Below are 25,967 nucleotides of genomic sequence, written 5' to 3'. Positions count from 1 at the left end.
GCATACGGCGGTTCAAGCAGAACGCTGGAGGTGCTGGGGGGCTTTTCATTACGACTGTCCGATTGACGATGTGCATCAGGTAGCCAAGCTGCGCCGCCAGGCCATTGAGGCGTCGGTAAACATTGAGGCTGATGCGCCAACTGGCGGGTTTGCAGGGTTGGTAGACGCGTGGTTCGCCACGCAGGAGGCGCTGCCAATCACTGCGGCGACAAGCGCGCAACCTCCACCCTGACGGAAAACAGGCGCGAGGCCGTCAATTTAAAAAAGGCCTTCGGTCACCTCTGGTCGCCTCGATCCCTCAGGAATCACGAAATCGATGGTGTGCTGGAGACCTTTCCGCGCCTGAAGGAGCGCCTTAGCCATGGCGGGCAGCAGCTCTCCGGCGGGGAGCAGCAGATGCTGACCATCGGCCGGGCGCTGATGACGAATCCGGATGTGCTGATCCTGGATGAGGCCACCGAGGGCCTGGCGCCGCTGATTGCCCGGGACATCTGGCGAATATGCCAACTGGTGCGGGAAACAGGTATCTCCAGCGTGATCGTGGACAAGAACTGGAAGCATGTCACGCAGATCACCGACCGCAATGTGATCCTGCTCAAGGGCGAGGTGGTCTTTGAGGGCAGCTCGGCCGAGCTGCACGCCAGGCCTGAACTGCTTGAGCTGTATCTGGGGGTTTGAGCCGCGCGCAGGCGCAATCGACAAAGCGCTCCCCGCATGGCATCATCGCCGCTTACTGAGCAACTGGCCACCGTCACCCGCAGGACCTGGTGACAGGGCAAACTGAAAGGTCGGGACGCATGCGGTGGCCCTGGCAAGACGCGCCTTTCCGGCAGTCCCATTTCCCACAAGACCCCGAACGGTATGCCTCCGTGGGGCGCCAGATCATCTGGACGGCCACCGCCCTCATCGTCGTGTCGGGTTGCGTGGTTGCGGTCGCCCTGTTTTACCTGCGAAACGAAGCCCTGCTAGCCGGTGAAAAGCTGACCCGGTCGCTGGCGCAGGTGATTGCAGAGCAGACCAGCCGTACCTTCCAGGCCGCCGACCAGCGCCTGCAACTGGCAGCCAGCCGGCTGCAGGCGCTCGAAGCGGAAAAGCGGCTGACCGGAGATACAGGCCGGGCCATGCTGCGCGAGCAGCTTAAAGAGCTGCCTTTCGCGCGCGCCCTCTGGATACTGGATAGCCAGGGCCGCATTGTTTTTGATTCGGACACCGGCAACATCGGCACCCAATTGGCGGACCGCGAGTATTTTCAGATCTACCAGCAGAGCCCGGCCACGGGCTTTCACATCAGCGCCCCGGTGCGCAGCCGCACTACCGGCACCTGGCTGATCAGCGCCTCGCGCCCCTTGCGCTCGGCCAGCGGGGAACTGACGGGCGTGATCGTCGCTGCGGTGGAGCCACCCTATTTCGACACCCTCTGGCGGGATATCGACCTGGGCGCAGGCGGTGCGATCGCACTGTTTCGCAGCGACGGCCTGCTCATGATGCGCAGCCCGATCGATGAGCGGGCCATGGGCAAGTTTTTTTCCACCCAGCCCCTGTTCACCGAACATCTTCCCCTCGGCCCGCAAGGCACATTTACCGTTGCCAGCGCAGTCGACGCCCGTGAGCGCGTCGTCTCTTACCGCACACTCTCGCCGTACAGCGGGATGCTCGTCACGGTCGCCCCCCTGTATGACGATGTCCTGGAGCCCTGGAGGCGCTTTGCCACGCTGTCATCCGTGATCTGGCTGGCCGCTGCGGCAACGGTGGTTTTGCTGTCGGTGCTGCTGTACCGGCAGTCACACAAACGCGCGGGCACCGACTTGCGCTTTCGCCAATTGGCCCAGGCCATGCCACAGATCGTGTTTATCACCGATGGCAACGGCAGGCTGACCTTCGTCAGCGACCAATGGTGCGAGGTGACCGGCGAGCCCCTGGAGGCGGCGCTGAGGGGCGGCTGGCTCGACCACGTCCATCCCGACGACCTGCAGCGAACCATGGACGACATGCGGCACATGCTGGACACCGGCCAGAGCCGTCCCAACGAACATCGCCTGCGCTGCAAGGACGGTAGTTACCGCTGGCAACTGGTGCGCGCCACGCCGAACCGCGACCGCGCCGAACGCATCGTCTCCTGGTACTGCACCTCGACCGACGTCGATGAACTCAAGCGGGCCGAGGCAACGCTCCAGGTCCAAACCGGCTTGATGCGCATCGCGGGGCACATTTCCAGGCTCGGCGGCTGGGCGCTGGAGCTCCCCGACATGCGATTCATCTGGTCCGATGAAGCCTCCCACATTCTCGGGTTGCCAAAGGGCACTGCGCCAACGCTGGAGTCAGCCATAGGCCTTTGCGCACCCCAGTGGCGTGAACTGGCCACGAAAGTGGCGCAGGATTGCCTGAATCACGGCACGCCCTTCGACGTGGAACTGGAAATGCTCACGCCCGCCGGACGCACTGTGTGGGTGCGCTCGATGGGCCAGGCAGTTCGCGATGACAAGGACAACATCACACGCATGCACGGCGCGCTGCAGGACATTACGGAACGCAAGCTGGCCGCGCAGGCCCTGCTCGAGAGCGAACAGCGCCATGCGGCATTGTTCGATGCCGCGCCAGTGCCGATGTGGGTCATGGACAGGCAAGACAGTCACCACATCGCCGTCAACGACACGGCGATCCGGCTCTACGGCTATTCACGCGAAGAATTCGTCGCCATGACGCCCGCAGACCTGCTCCCCGCTGCCGAGCAGCCACGCCTGCGGCAACTCATGGCTGCCGGCCTGCCGATGGACACTCCCGAATTCTGGATGCACCGACAAAAAGACGGCACCGAGTTCCCGGTGGAACTGATCCGCCGCGTGATCCGATACGGTGGACGGGACGCTGTATTTGCCGTGGCGTTCGACATTACCTTGCGGGTCAAGGCCGAGCAGGAGGTCCAGGCTTACCTGCAGACCCTGCAGCGTGTTGCGGATGCAGCCCAGGCCATCACGCAGCATCAGGCACTGGACACCATGATGCAGGAAGTGGCCGAGCAGTCCCGCGCCATCATCGGCGCACACCAGTCGGTCATCAGCCTGCGGCGTGAAGGCAAAGGGACGCAGGCCATCATGGCCCGGTCGCTGTCTGATAAATATGAGGGCCAGCCGTATTGGACCGACAGCCCCGAGGGCACAGGCATCCATGCCATGGCCTGCGAGACCCGGCGTGCCGTGCGGCTGACCCAGGCCGAACTGCAGGCCGATCCGCGCTGGTGCGGGATCAACGCGTCCGCCGGGCAACACCAGGCCTTGCACGGCTGGCTGGCCGTGCCGCTGACCGGCCGCGACGGCGGCAACATCGGCTTGCTGCATTTGTCGGACAAGTTCGAGGGTGAATTCACGCAGCAGGATGAATACGTGGCCACGGAGCTGGCCCAGCTGGCCTCGATCGCGATTGACAACGTCAACCTGTTGTCCCAGGTCAAGGACCTGAACAGCGGGCTCGAAGAAAAAATCATCCAGCGCAGCGGTGAACTGTCGCGGCAGGAGGCGCTGTTCCGCACCCTGGCCGAGCAGGCGCCGCAGCCAATCTGGACCGTGGATCCGGCGGGCGCCGCCACCTTTTTCAGCCGGGCCTGGTATGAGCTCGTCGGTGGTGCACCGCCCGACTGGCACGGCCACGGCTGGGTCGGGCTCGTGCATCCGGACGACGTGGCTGCCGCGACACAAAACTGGCGGGTGCCCAGCACAGAGCCCACCCTGGTCACCGGGACGCGGCGGCTGCGTGCCAGGAACGGCGCCTACCACACCATGTCGTACCGTGCATCGCCGGTGCGCAATGAACGCGGTGAAGTCATCTTCTGGGTCGGCATCGACGCCGACATCACCGAGATCAAGGCGATCGAGACCGCCCTGCGGCTGTCCAACGCAGAACTTGAAGCCTTCTCGTATTCGGTCTCCCACGACCTGCGTTCACCGCTGACGACGGTCGACGGGTTCAGCCGCCTGCTGGCCAAGGAGCTCCACGGCAATCACGGCAATCAGGGTAACCAAGGCAAGAAGCTGCAGCACTACCTCACCCGAATCCAGTCCGGTGTCGGCCAGATGGGCCAGTTGATCGAAGGCCTGCTGTCGCTGGCGCATGTGGCGCGCCTGGAACTGCGGCACGAGCCCGTAGACCTGAGCGCCATTGCCAGTGAAATTCTTGAGCGCTTGCAGGCCGGCGAGCGCACGCGCCAGGCCGCCTGCAGCATCGAGCCCGGACTGCTCGTGCACGGTGACGGCCGGCTGCTTCGCTCCGTCATGGAAAACCTGCTGGGCAATGCCTGGAAGTTCAGTTCACGCCGGGCCCAGGCCACGATCACGGTTGGCCGGTCAACGGCGCAGGGCGCGTTCTTTGTACGCGATAACGGCGCCGGCTTCGACATGGCCTATGCCGACAAGCTGTTTGGCACCTTTCAGCGGCTGCACAGCGTGTCGGAATATGCCGGAACCGGCGTCGGGCTGGCTACCGTGGCCCGGGTGATTGCGCGCCACCGTGGCCGCATCTGGGCCGAGTCGGCGCCAGACAAGGGGGCGACATTCTTTTTCACACTGCCGGGCGAGGAGTTGTGAGAGTTATGAGCCGCAGCCTGCCTCTATAACAGGGGCCGCAGTTCGCGCGCAGCGTCCAGCAGCAAGGGCAGCAGATCGCGCCGCAGTGCGTCGGGCGTCGTCCGCTGCGGGGACGACACCACATTGAGCGCAGCCACCGTCTGCCCCTGCATGTCGCGCAGCGGCACGGCCAGCGCATGGACGCCGAGTTCATGCTCTTCACTGGCGACACAGTAGTCGTCAAGACGCACCTGGTCAATCAGCGCCCGGAGCTTGCGGGGATCGGTCGTCGTGTGCAGCGTCAGCCGGGCCAGGCTGCCGGCCTCGGTCCTGGCCTTGAGCCATGCGTTGAACTCGCTTTTGGTCTTGGCAGCCAGCAGCACCCGGCCGGTCGAGGTCGCGTGCGCCGGCAAACGCGCCCCAAGATGCAGGCCGTAAGCCAGCAGCCGGGCCGGCGCGGTCTTGCCGTCGGTGAACGTCTTCCACTCAAACCCGCTGCGCCCGATGATGACAATCTCGTCGCCGTCCAGCACCACGACTGAAAACGACTCCTGGGTCTGGGCGGCGAGCCGGTTGAGGGTGGGTTGCACGGCACGCGGCAGGCGCGCCGTCGCCAGGTAACTGCCTGAAAACCGCAGCACCTTGGCTGCCAGCCAGAAATAGCTGCCATCCGTTTCAAGATAACCGAGGTGCGTCAGCGTCAGCAAATGGCGGCGCGCGGCCGCCCGCGTGATGCCGGCGCGCTCGGCCGCCAGCGTGGCATTGAGGCGCTGGCGCTGGGTGTCAAAACTCTCCAGCACCGCCATGCCCTTGGCCATGCCTTCGATCATGTCGGCCTTGGAGATCTCAAAGCGCCGGGGAGGGGAAACGGTTTTGGAAGCAGTTTTCGCAGTGACCATTGCGCGATCATCGCACAAGTACGCCAAACATCGTGCAATGGCGCCCTGCAGCCCCTAGCGGCGCGACGCACAGCAGCCTACGCTTGGAACTCAGGACAACATGCCTTCAATAAGGCCAGGAGACGACGATGAGAGTACAGGTAGCGATTGTGGGTGGTGGCCCGGCCGGGCATTTGCTGGGCCAGCTGCTGCACAAGGCCGGCATAGAGGCCATCGTGATTGAGCGGCACAGCCGTGAGTATGTGCTGGGCCGCATACGCGCCGGCGTGCTGGAACAAGGCACGACCGATCTGCTCGACGAGGCGGGCGTGGGCGCGCGCATGCACCGCGAGGGCCTGCTGCACGGCGGCTTCTCGCTCGACTTCGGAGGTGCCCATCACCGCATTGACCTGCACCACCTCACCGGCGGCAAGCAGGTCATGGTCTATGGCCAGACCGAGGTGACCCGCGACCTGATGGACGCCCGCGCCGCAGCGGGCCTGGCGACCGCCTACGAGGCCGAGCAGGTGAGCCTGCACGACTTTGATGGCGAGCGCCCCAAGGTGCGCTACGTGCAGCACGGTGTCGCGTATGAGGTCGAGTGCGACTTCATTGCCGGCTGTGACGGCTACCACGGCGTGAGCCGCGCCAGCGTGCCGGCGAGTGCGCTGCAGACCTTTGAGCGCATCTACCCCTTTGGCTGGCTGGGCATGCTGACCGACACGCCGCCCGTTTCCCATGAACTGGTCTACACCAACCACGCACGCGGCTTTGCGCTGTGCAGCATGCGCAGCCACACACGCAGCCGCTACTACCTGCAGTGCTCACTCGATGACAAGGTCGAGAACTGGAGCGACCAGGCCTTCTGGGACGAGCTGCGACGACGCCTCGCACCCGATCTCGCGGAGAAACTGCAGACCGGCCCGTCGATTGAAAAAAGCATTGCCCCCCTGCGCAGCTTTGTCGCCGAACCCATGCGCTTCGGCCGACTCTTTCTGGCGGGCGACGCCGCCCACATCGTGCCACCCACTGGCGCCAAGGGCCTGAACCTGGCCGCCAGCGACGTCGGTTACCTGGCACGCGCGCTGACGGAGTTTTATGCGGGCAGCGAGGGCGGTATCAACGCCTACTCGGACACCTGCCTGCGCCGGGTCTGGAAGGCCGTGCGCTTCTCGTGGTGGTTCACCTCGCTGATGCACAAGTTTCCCGATTCAGGCGGCTTTGGGGAGAAGATCCAGGAGGCGGAACTGGACTACCTGATCCACTCGCAGGCGGCCTCCACCGCGCTGGCAGAAAACTACGTCGGCCTGCCGCTGTGACCGGAGTGGTTTGAGTGGCGGCGCCGTAAGCGGCTTGATTGGCCGAGGGCCGGTTGACGGCGGCGAATGGCCGTTCAGCAAGTGCCCGGCACGAGGTGGTCTCCGGGTGGGGCGGGCTGACAGGTGCCAGCGAAGCTCGCCGGGCTCACCCATAATCAGCCTCCTGTCCCTTCAGGTCCCCACCCATGCCGCCTTCTGACTTGCCCCCCACCCGCAAAACCCTCGCCCCACTTCAGTCGCTCAAGGGCGTGCGCGTGGTCAGCCTGGCGCTCAACCTGCCCGGCCCTGCGGCGCTGATGCGCTGCCGCCAGATGGGTGCCAGCTGCGTGAAGCTGGAGCCGCCCGCGCCGCCGGGGGCACCCGCCGGCGCATCAGGCGATCCGATGAAGCAGTACAACGCCACGGCCTACGCCGCACTGCACGCCGGCGTGCGCACCGGTGTGGCCGACCTCAAGACCGAACGCGGCCAGAAGCTGCTGCACCGCGAACTGGCCAAGGCCGACGTGCTGCTCACCTCCTTCCGGCCCTCGGCACTGGCCAAACTGGGGCTCACATGGAAGGCGCTGCACAAGCAGCACCCACACCTGAGCCAGGTCGCCATCGTCGGCAGCCCGGGCGAGCGCGCCGAAGAGCCCGGCCACGATCTCACCTACCTGGCCGAAAACGACCTGGTCACCGGACTCGAATTGCCCGCAACGCTCTACGCCGACATGGGCGGCTCACTGATGGCCAGCGAGGCCGTTCTGCAGGCCGTGATGCACCAACGCAGCAAAGCCAAAGGCCTATACCTTGAGGTGGCCCTTTCAGGCGCCGCAGGCTACCTGGCCCTGCCGCGAGCCTGGGGCCTGACCCAGCCCGGCGCGGCCGTTGGCGGTGGCCACGCCGGCTACCGCGTCTACCCGTGCAAGGATGGACGGGTGACGGTGGCGGCGCTGGAGCCGCATTTTGCTGCCAGCCTGTGCGCGGCTGCGGGTGTTGAGGGATCGGGCATGAAAGCGATGTTTGCACCCGCGACGCATCAGGCGATAGCAGGCTGGCTGCTGGGCAAGACGCGCAAGGAACTGGACAGGCTGGCGGTAGAGAAAGATATTCCGCTGCATACGCTGGCCAAATAAGCCGGCCATTACAAATCAGATCAGCCCATGAGACAACAAGGAACGATCGTGCGCTGGGACGCGGCGCGCGGATTCGGATTCATTCGCAGCGCGGTCGCAAGCGCCGATATTTTTTTCCATGCGAAGGATTTTCGCGGCACAGCAGCGCCCCACGAGGGATTGATAGTCACGTTTGAGGAAATTCACGTCGGCGGCAAGGGGCCACGCGCGATGGCCGTTCAGGCTGCGGCTTATGCTCCGCGTGTTGCGCCCGTTGGCGCACCCGCGCGCAGGGCACCTGCTCAGGGCGCCCGGAGTAGCCGCAGCGCCAACCGCCCGCAGCACCTGCCGCGTCGTGCAACCGTGACCCCGGCCACCGCCCCCGCCGGCCCCGCCCTGCTCCTCATGCTAGCCTGGACCATGCTGATCGGGTGGGGCATCTGGGCAGGTCGCTTGCCGATGCTGACGCTGGCAATAGCCCTGCTGCTGAATCTCATCACGTTCTTCGTTTACTGGACCGACAAATACGCGGCGCAAAAAGGCCAGTGGCGCACCGCGGAAAACACGCTGCATCTGTTCGGCCTGCTGGGCGGCTGGCCCGGTGCCTGGTTCGCCCAGCACATCCTGCGGCACAAATCGAGCAAGGAGTCTTTCCGCACGACCTACTGGGCCACCGTGGTGTTGCACTGCATGGTCCTGGCGGGTTGGCTGTTCTGGAGGCCCTTGCAGAACTCGCTGCTGAATACATAGCTTTACAGGCTCTCTGGCCCCTTCAAGCTGGGTGCCGGCGTGCCAGTAACAGCATGGCAGCCCCCAGCAGCAAAGCCCCCAGACCCTGCTGCCCTGTCAGCGGCTGGCCAAACAGCCATGCCGCGGCCACCGCTGCCACCAGCGGTTCAATCAGCGTGCCCACCACCGCCGCCGTCGGCGACAGGCGGCGCGCGCCCCAGGCAAATGCCAGGTAGGCAATCGAAGTGGTGAACACGCCGGTATAGCCCACCTGCAGCCAGGCGGTGGTACCGCGCGGCCAGGTCAGGCCCTGCGCGCTGGCCAGCACCAGCATCAGCAGCGCAGCCACCGTCATGCTCCAGGCCGAAGCGCTGACCGTCGGCACATACGCAGGCATGCGCGCATTGCCCAGCACCACCACGGAATAAAGGCCTGCTGAAGCAAACGACCAGGCGAGGCCCACGGCGTAGTCCTTCGGCAGGCTCAGGCCCTCCGCAGGCATCACGATCAGCCCGACCCCACCCAGTGCCAGGACCAGCGCCGCCACCAGCCGCCCGCTGGCGCGCTCATAGCCGCGCGACACGGACAGCAAAGCGACGATCACCGGTGCGCAGCAGATTGAAATCACCGTGGGCAAGGCTGCCCCAATGTAGGTGATGCCGGCAAACCAGCTGGTCACATTCATGGCCATCGCCAGACCCGTGCCCACAATCAGCGCCCGTTCGCGCCAGGGCAATTGCCGCCATTCGCCCGGTGTTTTTTCTGCATTTTTCTCAGGCACCGCTTGCCGCAGATGCCACCACCACAGCAGCGGCAGGCCCAGCGCAAAGCGCGCCAGAGACAAGCTGTACGGCGCCATGCCGCCAGCCATCACAGATTGGGCGACCAGCGCGCCCACGCCCCACAAGACGCCCGCGAGCAGGACACCACCCCAGGCCAAGGTGGCCGATGTTTGGGTTTTCATGAAAAAATTTCTCCATCCGTGCGCCTGCCCGCAGGGTTTTGTTGCCGAAAAATGGAGCAGGCGCGTCAACTCATGGCTACGCGCTGTTGTTCTTCACACAGAACAACAGGTGCAGCCGCATGCGCAGCCCGGCATCAAGCCGGGTGCATTACAGAGTGACGGAAGGGGGAGAAAGCTGGAGATGCATCGGCACGATCATAGCCCGATGCCGGCGGTCCGGCCCAACGTGGCGACCTCCTTCTGAGGCAACGCCAGCGTTCAGCGGCCGGGGATTTCAGCCCTGCCAAATCAGAAGTTCAGCTCAGCCAGCTTCGCTTTGAGCGCAGAATTTTCCGCAGTGAGCTCGGTGATAGTCTGCTTGAGCCGCGCAATCAGGCCCTCGGGTGATTCGGGCTCGGTGCGTGCCACGGCCCTGGTTTCACGCACCTGGCGGGCGGCTTTCTGCAGCTCTTTCCTGCCGCCGGCCGCGGCAGCCACTTGCGCTTCAACGGGCAGCGCGGCCACAGTGGCAGCGGCATTGATGGAAATCGTGCCCGACTTCACCGCGGCCATCAGTTCAGGCGTGGCCGATTTCTGGATCTTTTCAATCTGGCTGATGGTGTTGCTGCTGATGCGTGCCGCCTTGGCAATCGCATCTCGCGTGAGCAAGGTGTTGGGCGTCTCGGGCCCGGGTGCTGGCGCCGGCAACTCGCCAGCCGGAGGCTTCACGCGCCCGGCGAGGATGTCCTTCTTCCGCAGGGCCAGCACGCCACGCTGGAAATCAGACACGCTGCGCCGCCCCAGGTGCTGGTCAATCATCCACAGGTGGACGTCATCGATGGACTTGAACTGGCTGTTCTGCACGGTATGGAAAGGGATGCCGTGCCTGGTGCAAATGCTGTAGCGGTTGTGCCCGTCCACCAGCACCTCACCCCACAGCACTAGGGCATCGCGGCAGCCCTCGCCCAGGAGGCTACGCTCCAGGGCCTCGTGTTCGTCGGGCGTCAGCGGATCGATATAGGCAAGCAGTTCTTCGTTGACCGTGATATTCATGGTTGATTAGTTTGGCGGATTCATAAAGAAGGTTCTGCGTCCATGCGCTCGCACGGAAGGTTTGGACGTCAGAAAGGGCCAGCAGGCGCAGCCGCACACGCAGCCCGGCATCAAGCCGGGTGCATTACAGAGTGGCGGAGGGGGGAGAAAGCTGGAGATGCATGGGTGACATCATAGCCAAGGTGATCGTTGCAGCAAGCCAATTAAGCGCAGCGTGTGACTGAACAAAGCGGACATCGCGAACGTCACCCACAGTCCGCGTCCAGCAAGACTATTGGTTAACGCGCCTGCGCCCCGGCGGTTTGCCGCCCGGCTTGCCCGAGCCGTTGTCCCGCGGCGGCAGGCCGGTGTGTTGCGTCAGGATGCGACCCTTCACCGGCGTGGTGGTCTTCAGCGCCACGGTGGTCGAGTTCTTGCGGCGCGCGCTCTGGTAACTGCCATCGGTCAGCGGCTGAAAGGTCGGGATCAAATGGTGCTTGCCATTGCCGATCAAATCGGCGCGGCCCATGGCTTTCAGCGCTTCGCGCAGCACCGGCCAGTTGTTGGGGTCGTGGTAGCGCAAAAAGGCCTTGTGCAGCCGACGGCGGCGTTCGCCGCGCACGATGTCCACCGTTTCGCTGTCGCGCGTGATCTTGCGCAGCGGGTTCTTGTTGGTGTGGTACATCGTCGTGGCCGTGGCCATCGGTGACGGATAAAAGGTCTGCACCTGGTCGGCGCGGAAGCCATTTTTCTTGAGCCAGATCGCCAGGTTCATCATGTCTTCGTCGCTGGTGCCGGGGTGGGCGGCGATGAAGTAGGGAATCAGGAACTGCTTCTTGCCAGCCTCAAGGCTGTACTTGTCGAACATCTGCTTGAACTTGTCATAGCTGCCGATGCCCGGCTTCATCATCTTGGTGAGCGGGCCCTGCTCGGTGTGCTCGGGCGCTATCTTGAGGTAGCCGCCGACATGGTGCGTGACGAGTTCTTTCACATACTCGGGGCTTTGCACCGCCAGGTCGTAACGCAGGCCGGAGCTGATGAGGATTTTCTTCACGCCCTTCAAGGCCCGCGCGCGGCGGTACATCTTGATCAGCGGGTTGTGGTCGGTATTGAGGTTGGAGCAAATGCCCGGGTACACGCAGGAGGGCTTGCGGCAGGCCGCCTCGATCTCGGGCGACTTGCAGCCGATGCGGTACATGTTGGCCGTCGGCCCGCCCAAGTCGGAAATCGCGCCGGTAAAGCCCTTGACGGTGTCGCGGATGGCTTCAATCTCGCGGATCACCGAGTCTTCGGAGCGGCTCTGGATGATGCGGCCTTCGTGCTCGGTGATGGAGCAGAAGGTGCAGCCGCCAAAGCAGCCGCGCATGATGTTCACGCTGAAGCGGATCATCTCCCATGCGGGGATCTTGGTGGCATGGTCGTGGCTGCCGTTTTCATCGGCATACACCGGGTGTGGCGAACGTGCGTAGGGCAGGTCGAACACATAGTCCATCTCGGCCGTGGTCAGCGGGATGGGCGGTGGGTTGATCCACACGTCGCGCGCGGTGGCGCCTTCACCATGGGCCTGCACCAGCGCGCGGGCGTTGCCGGGATTGGTTTCGAGGTGCAGCACGCGGTTGGCGTGGGCGTACAGCACCGGGTCACTCTTGACCTGTTCGTAGGACGGCAGGCGGATCACGGAGCGATCGCGCGGCGGGACCTTGATCTTGCCCTGCATATGCGGAAGGCTGGGGTTGGGCACAAAGGTGAGCGGCTTGATGGCGGGGTTGGCCTGGATGCCTCCCTCTTTTTTTCCCTCTCCCCCTGGGAGAGGGTTAGGGTGAGGGCTCTTCGCGTTGGCTTTGAATGCAGCCTTGGCATCAGATGCGAACTGAAGCGGCTTCGCCGCGCCCTCACCCCTGCCCTCTCCCAAAGGGCGAGGGAGTAAGGCAGCGTCTTTCTCAGCCTGCGCGGCCACTTCAGCGGCCTCATCTTCGCGGGCGCAGGTGGCGCCCTGCTCTTTGGCCTGCTCTGAAATCATCAGGTAGGGGTTGACATGCGCCTCGACACGGCCCGGGGTATCGACGCTGGTCGAGTCGATCTCGAACCAGCCCTGCGCCGTTTCATCGCCACTGCGGCGAATGAAGGCGGTGCCGCGAATGTCCGTCATGCTGGCCACGGGTTCTTTGGCGGCCAGGCGGTGCGCGATCTCGACAATTGCGCGCTCGGCGTTGCCATACAGCAGCAAATCACATTTCGAATCAACCACCACGCTGCGGCGCACCTTATCGGACCAGTAGTCGTAGTGCGCAATGCGGCGCAGCGAGCCCTCAATGCCGCCCAGGATGATGGGCACGTCCTTGAACGCCTCTTTGCAGCGCTGCGAATACACCAGCGCCGCCCGGTCGGGTCGCTTGCCGCCCACGTCGCCCGGCGTGTAGGCATCATCGCTGCGAATCTTGTGATCGGCCGTGTAGCGGTTGATCATCGAATCCATGTTGCCGGCGGTCACGCCGAAGAACAGGTTGGGCTTGCCCAGCACCTTGAAGGGGTCGGCACTCTGCCACTCGGGCTGCGCAATGATGCCGACGCGAAAGCCCTGCGCTTCGAGCATGCGGCCGATCACCGCCATGCCGAAGCTGGGGTGGTCGACATAGGCGTCGCCGGTGACGATGATGATGTCGCAGCTGTCCCAGCCAAGCGCTTCCATCTCGGCCCGGCTGGTGGGCAGAAACTTCGCCGTGCCAAAGCGGGCCGCCCAGTACTTGCGGTAACTGGTCAGCGGCTTGGCGGCGCGCGTGAAGAAGGAGACGTCGATGGGGGCGTTCATGGGGGGCTTGGGTAACCCGCCATTGTAAGGTTTACCCTGATCTTTGCCTCTTTAATTGGCATTTAGGCCCTACAAACTGTCTGCGGCGTGGTTAAAGCGCCCGGCCCGGGCGCTCAGCTCGCTCGGTGCGACGCTTCCGGCCGGAGCCCCGCAGAAGGGCCAGACTCATCCATTGAATAAACCTTCAACCCAATGGATACGGGAGTCATACGCTATCAACTCGATAGCATTCGACGGGCCGGTATCAACGGGCGGCTATCAGCCGCGCGCTGGCAGCAGCCGGCCCTGGCAATCGCCAAAGCCGATGCGACGAAAGCCGGCGCGCGCGCAGTAGCCGCGCAGGATGATGGAATCGCCGTCTTCCAGGAAGGTGCGCGTTTCCCCATTGGCCAGCGTCAGCGGGTTCTTTCCGCCTGAGCTCAACTCCAGCAACGAGCCAGCCTGCTCGGGCCTGGCGCCCGACAGCGTGCCGGAGCCCAGCAGGTCGCCCGGCTGCAGGTTGCAGCCGTTAACGGTGTGGTGTGTGATCATTTGCGCCACTGTCCAGTAGGCATCGCGAAAGCTGGACTGCGACAGGCGCTCCGGACCCTGACCGGCATCGCGCATGGCCTGGGTCTGCAGCCAGACCTCGAGTTCCACGTCGATACCGCCTTGCTGCCGGTTGCCCGGCGAGTCGAGGTAAGGCAATGGCTGCGGGTCACCCTCGGGCCGCACGAAGGGCGCACGAAAAGGCGCCAGGGCCTCCATCGTCACGATCCAGGGGGAAATGGTGCTGGCAAAGTTCTTCGCCAGGAAGGGCCCCAGTGGCTGGTATTCCCAGGCCTGCACATCGCGCGCCGACCAGTCATTGAGCAGCACCATGCCAAAGGCGTGGGCCTCCGCCTGTTCCATCGTGAGCCGGTCGCCGAGCGCGTTGCCCTGCCCCATGAAAACACCCAGTTCAAGCTCGTAGTCCAGCCGGTGACTGGGCCGCAAAACCGGCACTTCTTCGTTGGGGCCCTTGGTCTGGCCCAGCGGACGGAGAAACGACTGGCCGCTGACCCCGATGGACGACGCACGGCCGTGGTAGCCAATCGGCACCCACTTGTAGTTGGGCAACAGCGGCGCATCAGGGCGAAACAGCTTGCCAACGGTGGTGGCATGGTGAATGCCGGTATAGAAGTCGGTGTAGTCGCCGATATGGCAGGGCAAGGCCATTTCAAGCCCCGCCTGCGGCAGCAGGGCGCTGAGCCATGCGGACTGGCTTGGGCTGCCTTCGCGCAGGCCTTCAGAGATCGCTGCGCGCAGGGCCTGGCGCTCTGCAGCGCCCATGGCCATCAGCACATTCATGTCATCCGTGGCGATGAGGCCGGCGGCTTTCAGGTCGAGCGCCTGGTCGCCAATGGCCACGCCAATGCGAAAGGCCTCCGTGCTGCCGGCGCGCCGGAAACGGCCGAACGGCAAATTCTGGATCGGAAAGTCGGTGTCCGCCGCGTTGGCAGAAGTCACCCAGCTGCGAAGCGCCGGGTCATGGGTGGCATTGAGCGAATCATTCATGATGCAAATCCTTGACGCCGTGGCGCCTTGAAGGGAGGTGATGAGCCGTGCGAAAACTCAGGGCTTGAATTGATCCTTGAGGCCAGTCCAGCAACTGAGGTAACCGGTATCCAGCGCACCGCCTTCCATGGCGAATGCGGTGGGAATAAAGCGGTAGCGGCTTTCAAACATGAAGGCCAGCGTGTTGTCCAGCTTGTGCGGCGCCAGCTCGGCGGTGCTGGCTTTCTCAAAGGCCTCGGTGTCGGGGCCGTGCGGAACCATGCAGTTGTGCAGCGAAGCGCCGCCCGGCTTGAAGCCTTCGGGCTTGGCGTCATACTGGCCATACACCAGCCCCATGAACTCGCTCATCAGGTTGCGGTGATACCAGGGCGGACGGAAGGTGTTTTCGGCCACCAGCCAGCGCGGCGGGAAGATCACAAAGTCGCAGTTGGCCGTGCCGGGGGTGTCCGATGGCGAGGTCAGCACCGTGAAAATGGACGGATCCGGATGGTCGTAACTGATGGAGCCAATCGTCATGAAATGGGCGGTGTCGTATTTGTACGGCACCAGGTTGCCGTGCCATGCGACCACGTTGAATGGGCTGCACGGCTGCATTGCCGTCCATAAGCGGCCGCCAAATTTCTTGATGATTTCGAACCCGCCGGCCGGGGCACCGGCGTCATCGAAAGCCGCCGTGGGCGCCATGAAATCCCGGGCATTGGCCAGGCCATTGGAGCCGATCGGGCCCAGTTCCGGCAGGCGGAAATGCGCGCCATAGTTCTCGCAGACGTAGCCGCGTGAAGCGCCGTCCGGCAGTGCCACGCTGAAGGCCATGCCGCGCGGCACAATAGCCACCTCGCCGGGCCTGACCTCCAGCAGGCCGAGTTCCGTCTTCAGCACCACCCGGCCCTGCTGCGGTACCAGCAGCATTTCACCGTCGGCATTGACCAGCGCGCGCTGCGACATGGACCGGTTGGCCACATACACATGCGCAGCCATGCCGGTTTGGGCCTCGGCATCGCCGTTGGCCGCCACGGTGCGCATGCCGTCCACAAAGTCCAGCGCCTCGGCCGGGATGGCAAACGGGTTCCAGCGCAGCGGGTCGGGCGCAACGGCCATGCCGCCCGCCGCACCGGTCGTCCACTGCGGCTGTGCATAGGCCTGGTAAGCGCCGCTGACCACAGAGGGTTGGCGGCGGTACAGCCAGCTACGGCGATTCTCGGCCCGCGGCGCCGTGAAGGCGGTGCCCGACAACAGCTCGGTGTACAGGTCATGGGGCGCGCGCTGCGGGCTGTTGCGGCCCTCGGGCAAGGCGCCCGCAACGGCTTCACTGACAAACTCGTTGCCAAAACCGGACTGGTAACGCAAGGCGTCTGTGTTCATCGCATCTCTCCAAAGTGAATTTCAATCGTCGGTGTCATCAGCCGCGTCGCCATTGGCCCGAGCCTGATCGATCAGGCGGTCGAAAAAATCGCTGAGCTGGGTTCGCTCGGCAGCGCTCAGCACATTGAAAATTTCCTGGTTTCGCTGCCCCACCACCTGCATGGCACGCTGCCATGCCGCCTTGCCCCTGGGCGTGAGCGTCAGCACCACGCCGCGCCCGTCCGTCGGGCTGGCAGCCTTGAGCACCAGGCCCTGGTCGACCAGCGACTGTGCGGCCCGGCTGGCCTGCCCCTTGTTCAGGTTGGCCTTTTTAGCCAGATCGTTAACCGACAGCGGCGCAAAAGTGCCCACCGCCGTGAGGCAGCGGCCGTCGCTCATGGACAGCCCTGCCCCGGCCACATAGGCACGCTGACTTTCAATGTCGGTCAGCTTGTGCAGCAAATGCAGGCGGTAAGTCAGGGTCCTGTCGAGCTTGATCATGGTCAGTCCGGCTTGTTCATGTTCAGTCCAGCTTGATGCCGCTGGCGCGAATCACCTGCGCCCACTTCTCGCGTTCGGCCTTGGCATAAGCAGCCATCTGGGCCGGCGTGCTGGGCGTGGGCTCCAGCCCCAGAACCTGGAAACGCGCCTTCACCGATGTGGAATTGAGCGCGTCCACCAGCGTTTTGTTCAGTTTACCGATCACGTCGGCAGGCGTTCCGGCCGGTGCAACCAGACCTTGCCAGGCATAGGCTTCAAAGCCCTTGAGGCCCTGCTCGTCCAGCGTGGGAATGGCTTCGAAGTTCTTCACGCGGCGCGGACTGGCGATGCCGATGGGACGCAGGCGCCCCGCATTGATGAAAGCCATGCCGCTGGCCGTATCGACAAACATGAAGGGCAGCTGGCCGCCCGTCACATCCTGCACCGCCGGTGCCGCGCCACGATAAGGAACATGGACCAGGTTCAAACCGGTCTTGCCGCGAAACAGCTCCGTTGCCAGGTGGTGCGGGCTGCCCGCGCCCGGTGTGGCGTAGCTGACCCCCGACTTCTGGGTCTTGGCCCAGGCCGTGAATTCGGCCAGGTTCTTCACGGGAATCGCCGGGTTGACCACCAGGATCATGGGAAAGCGGGCCAGCAGGCCAATGGGCGCCAGGTCTTTTTCGGCGCTGTAGCTCAGCTTGGTATAGAGCGTTGGATTCGCGGCCAGCGTGGCGGTGTCGCCGGTCAGAACCGTGTAGCCGTCCGGTTTGGCATGGGCCACATAGTCAGCGCCAATGTTGGTGGCGGCGCCCGGCTTGTTGTTGATGACGATCGGTTGCCCCAGCGCGCTGCCCATCGCTTCAGTCAGCGACCGGGCCACCACGTCGGAACCGCCACCGGCGGGGTAAGGCACCACCCACTCGATGGGCCGGGTGGGGAAGTTTTGCGCCGAGGCGGCTGTTGCGGCCAAGGCCAGGAGCGCCATCGAACGGCGGATAAAAGCGGAAAGGTTTTGCATGTTGTCTCCAAGCAGAAATGAATCGGTAGCAGTCGGTAGCGCGGCAAAAAAATCAGGTACCGGCCAGGCGCTCAGCCTGGGCAATCAGCGCCAGTGCTTCGCCGGCATTGGCCTGGCGGCCGAGCAGTGCGAGGGACAGCGCGGCCAGAAACAGCGGAGCCCTGGCCTCGCCCACACGGGCTGTCGCCTCTGCGAGTGCCGTGTAGGTCTGATCAAGATGGTCAGCATTGGCGACATTGGTGGTACGGGTCGCGGTGATGGTGATGGTGCTGGTGCTGGTGGTGGTGCTGGTGGTCATGGTTATTTCCTGCGGCATCACAACGGGCGGGCCAGACCGGCGGTGAAGTGTTGCTGAAAAGGCTTCAGGGCTGCCTGAACAACGGCGGCCGGTGCGCCTGTCCAGCGCCCCATCAGGTACCCGTCAGGCCGCACCAGCCACGCCGAGCCGTCGGCCGCGCCGTAACGCTCCCGGGCTTGCCCGGACTCGTCGACCAGCGTGTTCACGTCAGGCTCACCCTGGCTGGCAATGCAGATCACGCGGACCGCGGCGGGACCGCCCTCCCCGGGCGCGGCCAACGCGGCGATCTCGTCCGGCAGCCGGCCATGCTGCGCGAAATACAGCACCACAAAACCGCCACCGAAGCACGACGTCAGGTGGACGTGACCGCTGGTGCCGCGCAACCGGGCCTCGGGTGCGGGCATGCCGGCGCGGGGACCGGCCGAAGGCGCGCCCTCCTGCGAAGGCAGATTCAGCGGTGAGCCCACATATTCCACCGGGGTGGATTGGCGTGGGTTGAGCAGCGAATTGACGGCTGCGTCTTCGGTGGCCAGGCGCAGCGCCGCCTCGCGCAGCAACTTGAAACCGTAATCGGGCGGCGCCATGAATTCTGTGCTTTTGGCGCCGTAGGCAATGTTTTCGCGGGTGGCATGCACGCGCTCGGTGGAATAGCTGTCCAGCAGGGAATCCGCCGCCCGCCCCTGTTGCACCAGCGCCAGCTTCCAGGCCAGGTTGGCCGCATCGTCGAGACCCGAGTTGAGTCCGCGCACCCCGAAAATCGGCACCAGGTGGGCCGCATCGCCGGCAAACAGCACACGGCCATGGCGGTAGCTGGGCAACGTGAGGCACTTGGCGTTGTAGATCGAAATCCACAACGGCTCCCAGGGCTCGTCCTCGCCAATCATCGAAAGATGGCTTTGCACTCGCGGCAGCACGTTTTCAGGCTTCACGGCTTCCACCGGATCCTCGTCGTCGCGAATCTGGTAATCGATGCGCCAGACATCGTCGGGCTGGCGGTGCATCAGAATGGTCGAACCGGGGTTGGATGGCGGGTCAAACCAGGCGAGGCGTTCCACCGCGCGGCGGGTTTTCTGCACCACGTCCACGATGACGTAGCGGCCTTCGTACTGGGTGCCTTCCAGTTGCAGCCCGAGCTGCTCGCGCACCGTGCTGCGGCCCCCGTCACAGGCCACAACCCAGTCAGCCTGCACCGTCTGCATCCCATCGGCGGCCTGGACATCTACTTGCGCGCCATCCGCTTGCGGCCGGACTGCGGTCACCTTGCTGGACCAGCGCACGTCAACAAGGCCGCCTTGCGCCAGTGCAGCCTTGTGGGCGAACTCCTCGGCATAGAACTGCTGGATGTTGACCATGGGCGCGAAGCGCTGTGTCGGCTCGCTCGGCATCTGGAAATGCAGCACTTCCCGGTCGCGAAAATAACTGCGCCCGCCGACCCAGGACAGGCCCTTCTCGACCAGCGGCCGGTCGGCACCGACCCAGCCCAGTATTTCCTGCGAGCGGCGCGACATGCAAATCGCCCGGCTGCCGGCGCAATAGCCGTCGTCGGCTTCAATCACGAGACTGGCAATGCCATGGCGTCCGAGCAGGGCCGCCAGGCTCATGCCGACAGGTCCGCCGCCGGCAATCAGCACAGGAACCCTGTCGGGCCAGTGAGTGGGAAGTGGGGTGGTCACGATGCGTTTGTCCCGATTGATTTATGGTTGCGAGCGCAACTATAAGTCAATCAGGTTGCGCGCGCAACCATTTTTTCAGGCTGGTTTTTGCCCGCTGCGGGGACCTCCCCGGCCCGAGGCGGAAAACGGTCAGGATTGCAGCGAAACCATCAGGCCGCTGCCCACTGCACACTAGTTGCGCACCGTCATCTGGCCACGTATCTCGCCTCCGGGGTTGGCCCCCGTGTGAACATTGGCGTACCAGCGCCCCGCCATCAGATCAGCAGCCTGTGCCGGTGTCAGCGTGGCCCGCCCTTCCAGCGGACTCACGATGGGGCCTTGCCAGGGCAAGGCAACACCCGCGTTGGCACCAATGGCAGCAGGGCCGTGAAAGTGGGCGGCCGTGGCGGGGCCGGTCAGTCCGCTGAAGTTGGCTTTCCAGCGAAACAGGTTGGTGTCCTTATTGAACACCGCATCGACCGAGCCGGTAGCCCGGCTGGCGTTGGGCGGGACCTCGTTGGCAGCCCGTAGCTGGGTGGTGAACGCCACCAGGTTGGACTGGCGATCCATCAAGCCGCAGCCGGTGATGGCGGTCACAGCCGCCACCATGACGGCAGCACGGGAAATACGGCTTGCTTGACGATGGAGGTGCAGGGGCATGATCAGTTCCTGTAGATCAAAAGCGTGATTGTCGGCGGGGCAAAACCGCGCCATCGTAGGACAAACCCGGTGTGGCCAGCGGGCATGGGACGACATGCCTGCCAGGCGGCCTGGCCTGGTTGCCGCGGGGGTGCATGGCGCAGCAACCAAAGGGGTCGCTGTCCTACGGCACAGGCGCATGGCAGCCGACAGGCAACTGCCAGCCACTTTGGGAAAGTGACACTATGTCCGTCGTTATTCACCATGACTCGCCATGCGCACCCATGGCTAAAACACATGGCTGACACACTACAACACCACCTACTGCAACACCATCTGCGCCTGCGCGGTTTGCGGGAAAGCATTCACGGCACCGCCGCCGGCAGGGGCGGCTGACGCAGTACGGCACAACCGGAAGGAGCTGGCAATGGCTTCACGCACTCTATGGAAAGGTGCCATCAGCTTTGGGCTGGTCCACATCCCCGTGGCGCTGCATGCGGCCACGTCCGACAGCGGTATCGATTTTGACTGGCTGGACAAACGCAGCATGGACCCGGTTGGCTACAAACGCATCAACAAAAAGACCGGCAAGGAAATCAGCCGGGAAAACATCGTCAAGGGCATCAAATACCAGGATGACCAGTATGTGGTCCTGTCCGCAGAGGAAATTGCCGGGGCTTATCCCAAGACAACCCAGACGATCGAGATCGAGAGTTTCGTTCCCAATACCGAGATTCCCTTCATCTACCTGGAGCGGCCCTACTACATCGCGCCCATCAACAAAGGGCAAAAAGTCTATGCCCTGCTGCGTGACACACTGCTTGACACGCAGCGGGTCGGCATCGCGCGAGTGGTGATCCAGACCAAGCAACACCTGGCCGTGCTGGTGCCCTCCGGACCCGGTCTCATCCTGAACCTGATGCGCTGGGGCGAAGAAATCCGCTCCTGGGAAGACCTGGACCTTCCACCCGAGGGCGCGAAGGCGGCCGGGCTGTCGGCGCGCGAACTGTCCATGGCCAAACAGCTCGTCAATGACATGACGGAGACCTGGGACCCGGCGAAATTCAGGGACTCGTTCAGGGATGAAATCATGGCCCTGGTCGAACGCAAGGCCAGGGAAGGCAAGATCGAAACCGTGGAGCAGCCTGAAGAGGCAGAGGACTCCGCCGGACGTTCGGGCGCCACCATCCTCGACCTTACCGAATTGCTCAAGCGCAGCCTGCGCAAGGGCGGCGCACCGGCCGCGGCAGATGAGGCAGATGGCAAGGAGACCCCCAAGCCCGCAGCCAGAGCCAGGGCGGCCACCCGCACGACCGCCCGCAAGGGTGCGGCAAAAACCGCTTCGCGTACGCACAGTAAGCGGGCTGCCTGAAAACCTGCCCACGAACACCCCCGAGCCATGGCCGCCGAGGACCTGCTGAAAACCTACCACGCCAGGCGCGACTTCAAGCAGACACCCGAGCCCGCCAAAGGAGGCGAGCGTTCCGGCAAGGCGCTGAGGTTTGTGGTCCAGAAGCATGCCGCGCGCAGCCTGCACTACGACTTCCGGCTGGAGTTGCAGGGCTCGCTGAAGAGCTGGGCGATTCCCAAAGGGCCGAGCCTGGATCCAGCTGTCAAACGCATGGCCGTGCATGTCGAAGATCACCCGATGGCCTATGCAGGCTTTGAAGGCACCATTCCACCCGGGCAGTACGGTGCCGGCCATGTCATTGTGTGGGACCGCGGGCTCTGGGCGCCGACGGGCGACCCGGCCGCAGGCCTGAAGAACGGCAAGCTCAAATTTGAACTGCACGGAGAAAAGCTCAAGGGAGGCTGGACGCTGGTGCGCATGCACGGCCATGCCGGGGAAAGCCATGAACCCTGGCTGCTGATGAAGGAGCAGGACGACCACGCACGCCCCGAGCAGGTATTTGATGTACTCCAGGCGCTGCCCGACAGCGTGCTTTCCGGCAAGCCCTTGCCTGGCAAGGCAGCCACCGAAACACAGGGCGCCCTTCGCGCTGCGCGCACCAAAAAAACAGCGCCTGAAAGCAAGGCCAGGAAGCCCACCAGAACAACGGCGGCCAACGCACGGTCCGGTAAAAACACTCCCAAAGGCATTCCCGAAGGCGCGGTGAAAGCCGAACTGCCCGGCACGCTGGCTCCGGAACTGGCCACGCTGGTCAACCGCGTGCCGGCCGACCCGCAAGACTGGATCTACGAAATCAAGTTTGATGGCTACCGGCTGCTCACCCGCATCGAGGGGGACTCGGTACGCTGTATCACGCGCAACGGCAACGACTGGACAGCCAGGTTGCCCAGGCTGGCCAAAGCCGTTGCGCAACTGGGCATGCGCTCCGCCTGGCTGGACGGCGAAATTGTGGTGATGAATGAGCAGGGCGTGCCCAGCTTTGGCGCGCTGCAAAACGCCTTCGACAGCGCCAGCACGGCCGAAATTCGCTATTACGTGTTCGACCTGCCGTTTTACGATGGGCTGGACCTGCGCCAGGTGCCGCTAACACAGCGGCGCGAAATCCTGCGCACGGCCCTGACGCGCAATCCGCAGGACAGCATTCGTTTCAGCGAGGCGTTTGACCAGCCCCCGCAAGACCTGATCGACTCGGCCCAGCGCCTGGGCCTGGAAGGCGTGATCGGCAAGCGCGCAGCCTCGCCCTACGTCTCGCGCCGCTCGCCCGACTGGATCAAGCTCAAAACCCAGCTGCGCCAGGAGTTTGTGATTGGCGGCTATACCGAGCCCAAAGGCTCCCGCACTGGCCTGGGAGCCCTGCTGCTGGGCGTGCACGATGCGCAGGGCAAGCTCCAGTACGCCGGCAATGTGGGCACAGGCTTCAATGTCGAGACGCTGCGCAGCCTCAAGGAGCGTCTGTCAACGCTGCACAGCGAGCGCAGCCCGTTTGCCGCGCTGCCGGCAGGCGTCAAAGGGCAATGGGTGAAGCCGCAACTGCTGGCCGAAGTGGCGTTTGGCGAATGGACCCATGGTGGCCACGTCCGTCACCCCGTGTTCCAGGGACTTCGCACCGATAAACCGGCCAAAAACATCCTCCGTGAGACGCCCACATCACCAGTCACCCCCCGGAAAGGCTCCGACATGCCGCAAGACGCTGCCACACCAGGCCCCTCCAGCCGAAAAACCCCTGACAAGGCCCCTGGCAAGGCTCCTGAGTCCGTGCGCATCACGCATCCCGACCGCGTGATCGACAAAACCACCGGCTTCACCAAGCAAGCCATGGTGGAGCACTACGCCGCTGTCGCCCCGCTCATGCTGCCGCACCTCAAGGGGCGCCCGGTTGCCCTGGTCCGCGCGCCGACAGGCGTCGGGGGTGAGCTGTTTTTCCAGAAACATGCGGAAGCCACGGCGATTCCCGGCATCAAGCTGCTCGACCCGGCGCTGGATCCGGGACATGAGCCGCTGCTCGAGATCCCTTCTGTAGCGGCCCTGCTGGAAGCCGCGCAAGTCAATGCCGTGGAATTCCACACCTGGAACGCGACCAGCCGCGCCATTCGCAAGCCTGACCGCATGACCTTCGACCTGGACCCCGGCGAAAAGGTTGGCTGGCCGGAGATGCAGGAGGCCGCGCAGCTGGTGCACTCTCTTCTGGATGAGCTGGGACTGGCCAGTTTTCTGAAAACCAGCGGAGGCAAGGGCCTGCACGTCGTGGTGCCACTGAGGCGCAGCTACGACTTCGACACGGTGAAGGATTTCTCGCACGCCATCGTGAAGCACCTGGCAGGTGTTTTGCCGCAACGCTTTGTGGCGAAGAGCGGCCCCAAAAACCGGGTCGGCAAGATATTTGTGGACTACCTGCGCAACGGTTTCGGTGCCACGACCGTCTCGGCCTGGTCGGCGCGCGCGCGGCCGGGGCTGGGGGTTTCGATACCGGTGGCGTGGGATGAACTGGCTTCGCTCACCGGCGGCTCGCACTGGACCACGACGACGACAGGTGGGCGCCTGGCCACCGGCAACCAGCCCTGGAAGGACTATGACGCCTGCGCCAACAGCCTGGCTGCGGCGATGAAAAAACTGGGCTTCAAGCCACCCACCCATTGACGACATGGCAAGCACTTCGCCAGCTGTCATCGGCCTCCTACACCAGCAGCATCCTTGCCCCGACAGCCAATCAGAATCATCGCCGCTAAATTGCCATATTGAATTGTCATGGGTTATTTCAGGCGATTTTCGTTGCCTACCGCAGGAGAACCTCATGGAATCCACCGAGCAAACCACCGAAACCCAACAGAACCACCAGACCGAGCAAACCCACCAAACCCAGCAGACCCATCAGCCTGACCTAAGCCACCAAACCACCCAGACCAACCAGAGCGACCGGCAGGACAAGCAGGCCAACCATCCGCAGGCCGGCAACGCCCCTTGGCACCGGTCCCGGGGCCGGCAGGCCGGCGAGGCCACCCGACTGTGAACCAATTTACGCATCGAAGCCCCACGCGCGAGGGCTTTCAGTGCGAACCAGGAGAGCCACATGGAACCGCGCGATGAAATGGATCTGACCGCCTACCTCCAGACAGAAGGCCGCCGCCGTGCGGCCGAGTTGGGGAACTGCCGGCCCACGGAAAGCCCCGGCATCGCGGCGCCGACACCCCAGGCACCACCCTCACTACAACAACAGCAATGCGCCACCCCGGCCAGCAAACAGCCACCGCCCCAAAGCCTCAGCGAGGCGTTGCGGCGCATGGGTGTTGCCTAGCCTGCGGCTACGCCCGGTAATCCGGCCGGCTTTTTTGCACGGTTGGCCGTGTAGGCCTTTGCCGCAAGTTGACGCTGCGCACTGGCATGGCGCCGCATGGCGGCCTATGATTTCAGTACCGCAAGACGATTGCGCTGGAGACCTCATGAAATACCTCTTGCCATTGAGCCTGGCCGCCATGCTGCTGGCGGGCTGCCCGGATACCAGGTCGCCCAAGCTTCCACCCCAGGTGCCGGAACCCAAGGCTGCCGTTGCCCCCTCCACGACGCCCATCGCCATGGTGTTGGCTCCTCGCCCGGCCAGCGCATGAAAGCCTTGATCGCGCTGGCCGCCCTCTGCCTGGGCGCCTGCGCAGGGATGTCTTCGCCCGCCGGGCACAGGGTCAGCGTCGAGGGTGAGTCTTACGTGCTCAGCCAGCTGACCGCCGGCACCTGGACCGCCATTTCCACCAACCTGGTGACACCCCCTCCTGCCAGCAAACCCTCTACCCGCGCCGCGCTGGTGCAGGCCATCGAGCAAGCCTCGGGTTGCAAGGTGACCGGGAGCGACTATTCACGCGAAGGCCGGCAGCTCGATGCGCAGGTCGATTGTGGAAGCCGCCTGAAAAACTAGCCGCAGCCGGAGAAAAAAAGGGGCAGCCTTGCATGCTGCCCCCGGTGTGCCGAGCCTCGAGTGCCAGCAACAAAGTCTTGGGCGCCAGCGAACTGAAGTCATCCTCTCTCTCTAAAGTCATTTTCTTAGCGCGCTGCCTTCAGGCTGGCGCGCATGGCCTTGATCTGGTCATGGTTACGCTGGGCGCCGTGGTGATCAGCAGCACGCAATTCATCATGGCGCGCACAAGGTGCCGCTGCGGTCAGGCAAGCACAGACAGATTTGTAGGAGAAGACCGCGCCGCACTTGCATAGGTCACATAGGGGTCTGCACGGGGTCGGCCCACCTC

The 25,967-nt window shown here is 64.2% G+C and carries 23 protein-coding genes; 12 read left to right on the top strand and 11 right to left on the bottom strand.

The features are described from left to right. Nucleotides 1-312: 312 nt before the first annotated feature. Both AC1DUB_RS10415 and AC1DUB_RS10410 read left to right on the top strand, forming a co-directional pair. A complete protein-coding gene (locus AC1DUB_RS10415; RefSeq protein WP_477729484.1) occupies nt 313-678 on the top strand; it encodes an ATP-binding cassette domain-containing protein in 366 nt (121 codons plus the stop codon). A 119-nt stretch (nt 679-797) separates the two neighbouring features. Then, on the top strand, nt 798-4,577 hold the full coding sequence (locus tag AC1DUB_RS10410; RefSeq protein WP_477729464.1) for a PAS domain S-box protein: 3,780 nt from the start codon (nt 798-800) through the stop codon (nt 4,575-4,577). 23 nt (nt 4,578-4,600) lie between these two features. On the opposite strand, the gene AC1DUB_RS10405 is transcribed toward AC1DUB_RS10410, so the two are convergent. After that, the gene (locus AC1DUB_RS10405) at nt 4,601-5,455 is read right to left on the bottom strand and encodes an IclR family transcriptional regulator domain-containing protein (RefSeq protein WP_477729463.1); all 855 of its coding nucleotides are present in this window, start codon (nt 5,453-5,455) and stop codon (nt 4,601-4,603) included. Between the two features lie 128 nt (nt 5,456-5,583). Between AC1DUB_RS10405 and pobA the strand changes: the two genes are divergently transcribed. From pobA to AC1DUB_RS10390, 3 genes are all read left to right on the top strand, one after another. Further along, nucleotides 5,584-6,753 (top strand): 4-hydroxybenzoate 3-monooxygenase, encoded by a 1,170-nt coding sequence (gene pobA / locus AC1DUB_RS10400; protein WP_477729462.1) that lies wholly within the window; start codon nt 5,584-5,586, stop codon nt 6,751-6,753. Between the two features lie 185 nt (nt 6,754-6,938). Beyond that, on the top strand, nt 6,939-7,868 hold the full coding sequence (locus AC1DUB_RS10395; RefSeq protein WP_477729461.1) for a CoA transferase: 930 nt from the start codon (nt 6,939-6,941) through the stop codon (nt 7,866-7,868). Nucleotides 7,869-7,895: 27 nt separating this feature from the next. Continuing rightward, the gene (locus tag AC1DUB_RS10390) at nt 7,896-8,597 is read left to right on the top strand and encodes a DUF1294 domain-containing protein (RefSeq protein ID WP_477729460.1); all 702 of its coding nucleotides are present in this window, start codon (nt 7,896-7,898) and stop codon (nt 8,595-8,597) included. A gap of 22 nt (nt 8,598-8,619) precedes the next feature. On the opposite strand, the gene AC1DUB_RS10385 is transcribed toward AC1DUB_RS10390, so the two are convergent. Next, nucleotides 8,620-9,540 (bottom strand): DMT family transporter, encoded by a 921-nt coding sequence (locus AC1DUB_RS10385; RefSeq protein WP_477729459.1) that lies wholly within the window; start codon nt 9,538-9,540, stop codon nt 8,620-8,622. On the opposite strand from AC1DUB_RS10385, the gene AC1DUB_RS10380 reads away from it, so the two are divergent. Beyond that, nucleotides 9,539-9,784, top strand: a complete 246-nt coding sequence (locus AC1DUB_RS10380) for a hypothetical protein (RefSeq protein ID WP_477729458.1) — start codon at nt 9,539-9,541, stop codon at nt 9,782-9,784. The genes AC1DUB_RS10385 and AC1DUB_RS10380 overlap by 2 nt on opposite strands. Nucleotides 9,785-9,828: 44 nt before the next feature. Here the strand turns inward: AC1DUB_RS10380 and AC1DUB_RS10375 are convergent, their stop codons facing one another. From AC1DUB_RS10375 to AC1DUB_RS10335, 9 genes are all read right to left on the bottom strand, one after another. Beyond that, the gene (locus AC1DUB_RS10375; RefSeq protein ID WP_477729457.1) at nt 9,829-10,572 is read right to left on the bottom strand and encodes a ParB N-terminal domain-containing protein; all 744 of its coding nucleotides are present in this window, start codon (nt 10,570-10,572) and stop codon (nt 9,829-9,831) included. A 271-nt stretch (nt 10,573-10,843) separates the two neighbouring features. After that, nucleotides 10,844-13,360: a YgiQ family radical SAM protein gene (locus AC1DUB_RS10370; RefSeq protein ID WP_477729456.1), complete on the bottom strand. Its 2,517-nt coding sequence runs from the start codon at nt 13,358-13,360 to the stop codon at nt 10,844-10,846. Nucleotides 13,361-13,618: 258 nt separating this feature from the next. Continuing rightward, nucleotides 13,619-14,896 carry a fumarylacetoacetase gene (gene fahA, locus AC1DUB_RS10365; RefSeq protein WP_477729455.1) on the bottom strand — a complete coding sequence of 426 codons (1,278 nt, stop codon included), beginning with the start codon at nt 14,894-14,896 and terminating at the stop codon, nt 13,619-13,621. A gap of 57 nt (nt 14,897-14,953) precedes the next feature. After that, nucleotides 14,954-16,258 carry a homogentisate 1,2-dioxygenase gene (gene hmgA, locus AC1DUB_RS10360; RefSeq protein ID WP_477729454.1) on the bottom strand — a complete coding sequence of 435 codons (1,305 nt, stop codon included), beginning with the start codon at nt 16,256-16,258 and terminating at the stop codon, nt 14,954-14,956. Between the two features lie 21 nt (nt 16,259-16,279). Continuing rightward, a complete protein-coding gene (locus AC1DUB_RS10355) occupies nt 16,280-16,738 on the bottom strand; it encodes a MarR family winged helix-turn-helix transcriptional regulator (protein ID WP_477729453.1) in 459 nt (152 codons plus the stop codon). Nucleotides 16,739-16,760: 22 nt separating this feature from the next. Beyond that, complete coding sequence (locus tag AC1DUB_RS10350; protein WP_477729452.1) at nt 16,761-17,735, bottom strand: Bug family tripartite tricarboxylate transporter substrate binding protein; 975 nt, start codon at nt 17,733-17,735, stop codon at nt 16,761-16,763. Between the two features lie 52 nt (nt 17,736-17,787). After that, nucleotides 17,788-18,033 (bottom strand): hypothetical protein, encoded by a 246-nt coding sequence (locus AC1DUB_RS10345; RefSeq protein ID WP_477729451.1) that lies wholly within the window; start codon nt 18,031-18,033, stop codon nt 17,788-17,790. A gap of 17 nt (nt 18,034-18,050) precedes the next feature. Continuing rightward, complete coding sequence (locus AC1DUB_RS10340) at nt 18,051-19,634, bottom strand: FAD-dependent oxidoreductase (RefSeq protein WP_477729483.1); 1,584 nt, start codon at nt 19,632-19,634, stop codon at nt 18,051-18,053. 243 nt (nt 19,635-19,877) lie between these two features. After that, a complete protein-coding gene (locus AC1DUB_RS10335; RefSeq protein WP_477729450.1) occupies nt 19,878-20,345 on the bottom strand; it encodes a CHRD domain-containing protein in 468 nt (155 codons plus the stop codon). A 406-nt stretch (nt 20,346-20,751) separates the two neighbouring features. Here AC1DUB_RS10335 and ku point away from each other — a divergent pair, with 406 nt between their 5' ends. The 6 genes from ku (at nt 20,752) to AC1DUB_RS10305 (ending at nt 25,639) form a co-directional block, all read left to right on the top strand. Then, nucleotides 20,752-21,696, top strand: a complete 945-nt coding sequence (ku, locus tag AC1DUB_RS10330; RefSeq protein WP_477729449.1) for a non-homologous end joining protein Ku — start codon at nt 20,752-20,754, stop codon at nt 21,694-21,696. Nucleotides 21,697-21,723: 27 nt separating this feature from the next. Next, nucleotides 21,724-24,372: a DNA ligase D gene (gene ligD / locus AC1DUB_RS10325; RefSeq protein WP_477729448.1), complete on the top strand. Its 2,649-nt coding sequence runs from the start codon at nt 21,724-21,726 to the stop codon at nt 24,370-24,372. Nucleotides 24,373-24,526: 154 nt separating this feature from the next. Further along, on the top strand, nt 24,527-24,742 hold the full coding sequence (locus AC1DUB_RS10320; RefSeq protein WP_477729447.1) for a hypothetical protein: 216 nt from the start codon (nt 24,527-24,529) through the stop codon (nt 24,740-24,742). A gap of 60 nt (nt 24,743-24,802) precedes the next feature. Continuing rightward, nucleotides 24,803-25,027, top strand: coding sequence for a hypothetical protein (locus AC1DUB_RS10315; protein ID WP_477729446.1), 225 nt, complete (start codon nt 24,803-24,805; stop codon nt 25,025-25,027). A 145-nt stretch (nt 25,028-25,172) separates the two neighbouring features. Beyond that, nucleotides 25,173-25,337: a hypothetical protein gene (locus tag AC1DUB_RS10310; protein WP_477729445.1), complete on the top strand. Its 165-nt coding sequence runs from the start codon at nt 25,173-25,175 to the stop codon at nt 25,335-25,337. Then, complete coding sequence (locus AC1DUB_RS10305) at nt 25,334-25,639, top strand: hypothetical protein (protein ID WP_477729444.1); 306 nt, start codon at nt 25,334-25,336, stop codon at nt 25,637-25,639. Before AC1DUB_RS10310 ends, AC1DUB_RS10305 begins: the two co-directional genes overlap by 4 nt. The last annotated feature ends 328 nt before the right edge of the window (nt 25,640-25,967 follow it).

The organism is Polaromonas sp. P4_F9, assembly GCF_056401235.1.
Note: the sequence above shows the minus strand (reverse complement) of the source record. Positions and strands in the feature narration are given on the sequence as shown.